The sequence below is a fragment of the Saccharomonospora saliphila YIM 90502 genome, assembly GCF_000383795.1.
GTDB classification, from domain to species: domain Bacteria; phylum Actinomycetota; class Actinomycetes; order Mycobacteriales; family Pseudonocardiaceae; genus Saccharomonospora; species Saccharomonospora saliphila.
This window is the reverse complement of record NZ_KB912607.1, coordinates 2,066-5,408: the sequence shown is the minus strand read 5'-3', so window position 1 is coordinate 5,408 and position 3,343 is coordinate 2,066. Positions and strand designations below refer to the sequence as shown.

The following is a 3,343-nucleotide window of genomic DNA, read 5'->3' as shown; positions in this document are numbered from 1 at the left end:
CCCGTCGCCGACGCGCTCGCGGACTACCGGCGGGTGCGGCAGGAGTGGGCCACCGTCGCGGCCGAGCTTCACGAGCGGCGTTCCCGGTCGCGGGAGCTGGCCCAGCAGGCGGACCTGCTGAGGCACGGCCTCACCGAGATCGAGGCGGTCGATCCCGCGCCGGGGGAGGACACCGACCTCACCGAACAGGTCAAACGGCTCTCCGCCGCCGAGGAGCTGCGCGAGGCCGCCACGGCGGCACAGCTGGCGTTGACGGGCTCTGCCGAACCCGACGCCGACGCGCCCGGCGCGCTCGGCATGCTCGGCGAGGCCCGGCGCAGGCTCACCGGCGTCGAGGACGCGGCGCTGCGCGACCTGGAACCGCGTCTGGCCGAGGCCGCGGTGCTGCTCGACGAGGTGGGTGGTGAGCTCGCGAGCTACCTCGACTCGCTCGAACTCGATCCGGGGCGACTGGACGAGGTGCTCGCCCGCCAGGCCGAGTTGAAGAAACTGACCCGCAAGTACGCCGCCGACGTCGACGGGGTGCTGGCGTGGGCCGACGACGCGCGGCAGCGACTCTCCTCGATGGACACCTCCGAGGAGGCGCTGGCCGAGCTGGCCGAGCGGCGCGACGCGCTGGCCACCGAACTGGCCGAGCACGCTGCCCGGCTGTCCGCCGCCCGTGCCGCCGCGGCCGAGGACCTCGGCGAGCGGATCACCGCGGAGCTGGAGGGCCTCGCCATGGGCCAGGCCGGGATCACCGTGGCCGTGCGGCGCCGGACCGCCGACGCCGAGGACGACCACGCCGTGCGCGTCGACGGGGAGTTCCTGCACGCGGGCCCCGACGGGGTGGACGAGGTCGAGCTGCGGCTGCGCGCGCACAGTGGAGCGCAGGAACTGCCGGTGCACAAGGCGGCTTCCGGCGGTGAGCTGTCCCGCGTGATGCTCGCGATCGAGGTCGTGCTCGCCCACGCCGACACGGTGCAGACGTTGGTGTTCGACGAGGTCGATGCCGGGGTCGGGGGACGGGCGGCCGTGGAGATCGGACGCCGCCTCGCGATGCTCGCCCGCAGCCATCAGGTACTCGTGGTGACCCATCTGCCGCAGGTGGCCGCGTTCGCCGACCGGCACCTGGTGGTGGACAAGGGGTCCGCGGAGGGGGTGACGCGAAGTGGTGTCCGCGCGCTCGAATCCGGTGAACGGGTGAATGAACTCGCCCGGATGCTCGCCGGGCTCGAGGAAACGGAGACCGGCCGCGCCCACGCCGAGGAGTTGCTGGACGCGGCGGCGAAGGTGAAGGAGACCCCCGGGCGCGGCAAGGCACCGGGGCGCGGGCGCTCGCGTGCGGCGTCCCGCCGGAGTGGTTCGGACGGCTGATCGCGGCCGTACCGGGGCCAGGCGGTTCCGGGGTCGTGCTACTGAAACGACTCGTCCATTCAGCGGATCGGGTTAATCCGGTCGCGGGAGCGGCGTGGCGGTCGATCGCGAGGGCCGGTCGTGGTCACCATCAGTCGCATGAAACTCACCGGCCTGCTCACGCGGTCCAGCGCGATCCGGCCCGGCGTCACGGGCACGGCACGGGTGGACCGCCGACCGCGGGACCTGCTCCGCCGGGTCGGTCCCGGCGATGTCGCGGTGCTCGACCACACCGACCTCGACCGGGCGGCCGCCGACGCGCTCGTGCGTGCCGGGGTGGCCGCCGTGGTCAACGCGGCGCCCTCCATCTCGGGCAGATACCCGAACCTCGGCCCGGAAGCGTTGCTCGACGGTGGTGTGGTCCTCGTCGACGACGTGGGAACGGCCGCCCTGCGCCGGATCAAGGACGGCAGCACGATCCGGGTCCACGACGGCACGGTGTACGCGGGCGACCGGGAGATCGCCACGGGCACCGCGCAGACGCCCGAGAGCGTCGCCGAGCGCGTGGCCGAAGCCCGCTCGGGCATGTCGGCCCAGCTCGAGGCGTTCTCGGCGAACACCATCGAGTTCCTGCGGCGGGAGCGCGGCCTTGTCCTGGACGGGGTGGGGGTTCCCCCGGTCGGGGTCGAGCTGGCGGACCGGCACGTCGTGGTGGTGGCTCCGGGAAGCGGACACGCCGAGGAGCTCGCGTCCCTGGAGACCTACCTCGCCGAACACCGGCCGGTGCTCGTCGGCGTGGAGGCGGCGGCCGACACCCTGCGCGCGGCGGGCCACGTGCCCGACATCGTGGTCGGCGATCCCACCGGCATCGGCGCCGCGGCCCTGCGCGCCGCGACCACGGTGGTGGTGCCCGCCCACCCCGACGGGTACGCCCCGGGCGTCGAACGGGCGCAGGACCTCGGCATCGAGGTGGTCACCTTCCCCGCGTCGGGCAACCCGGAGGACCTGGCGCTGTTGCTGGCCGACGCGCACGACGCGGCGCTGGTGGTCAGCGTGGGGTTCCAGGCCACGCTGCGGGAGTTCCTCGACCACGGCCGTTCCGGGTCGAACCCGTCGACCTTTCTCACCCGCCTGCGGCTCGGCACGAAGCTGATCGACGGCCGGGCCGTGGCGGAGTTGTACCGCAGCCGGGTGTCCCTCGGTGCGATCGCGTTGCTGGTGGCCTCGGCCGTGGCGGTCGTCGCGGTCGCGCTGGTGCTCACCGGCGCGGGCGGCGCCGCCCTCGACCGCGCGGTCACCACGGCCGAGTCGGTCGGCGACTGGATCGGAGGCGTCGCCGGGCAGATCACCGCCGCCGAGGACGGACCCGGCTCTCCGACGACAGGGGAGGCCGTTCGATGATCTCCTTGCGCTACCACCTCGTCTCGCTCGCGGCGGCGTTCCTCGCGCTCGCGGTCGGGGCTGTGCTCGGTGTGACGACACTGTCGGCCGGGAACGCGGACGAGCGCGCGGAACTGGCCGACCGGGTCGGCAGGCTGGAGAGCGAACGCGACGCTCTCGACGCGCGCGTCGCCGGGCTGGACGCCTTCGCGGGCTCGGTCGGGCCGCAGGTCGTCGACGGGGTGCTCGAAAACCGTTCGGTGGTCCTGGTGACCACACACGACGTGGCCGCGCCGGTGCGCGACGGGATCACCGGCCTGCTCGACCAGGCGGGTGCGACCGTCACCGGGGACGTGCGTCTGGCACGGTCGTTCACCGACCCCGCCGAGTCCGACGCGTTGCAGGACCTGGTGTTGCGCCTGCAACCCGCCGGGGTGTCCCTCCCGGTCGACGGCGAGCACGGCGACCTCGCCGGTGCGCTGCTCGGCTCGGCTCTCCTGCTCGACCCCGGTACCGCCGAACCGCAGGCCGGTCCCGAGGCACGTGCGGCGGTGCTGGCCGGGCTCGCCCGGGGCGGGTTCGTCGCCTCGGCCGACGTGCCGGATGCGGCGCACCTGGCCGTCGTGGT

Annotated in this window: 3 protein-coding genes; all 3 read left to right on the top strand. The window is 74.3% G+C overall.

Going from position 1 to position 3,343, the window contains the following annotated elements:
* A partial coding sequence (locus SACSA_RS21045) for a DNA repair protein RecN (protein WP_019813050.1) occupies positions 1 to 1,356 on the top strand: 1,356 nt, incomplete at its 5' end.
* 138 nt (positions 1,357 to 1,494) lie between these two features.
* Positions 1,495 to 2,736 carry a putative cytokinetic ring protein SteA gene (gene steA, locus SACSA_RS0101850; RefSeq protein ID WP_019813049.1) on the top strand — a complete coding sequence of 414 codons (1,242 nt, stop codon included), beginning with the start codon at positions 1,495 to 1,497 and terminating at the stop codon, positions 2,734 to 2,736.
* Positions 2,733 to 3,343: copper transporter (locus SACSA_RS0101845; protein WP_019813048.1), on the top strand; the 611-nt coding region annotated here is incomplete at its 3' end. The genes steA and SACSA_RS0101845, both read left to right, overlap by 4 nt.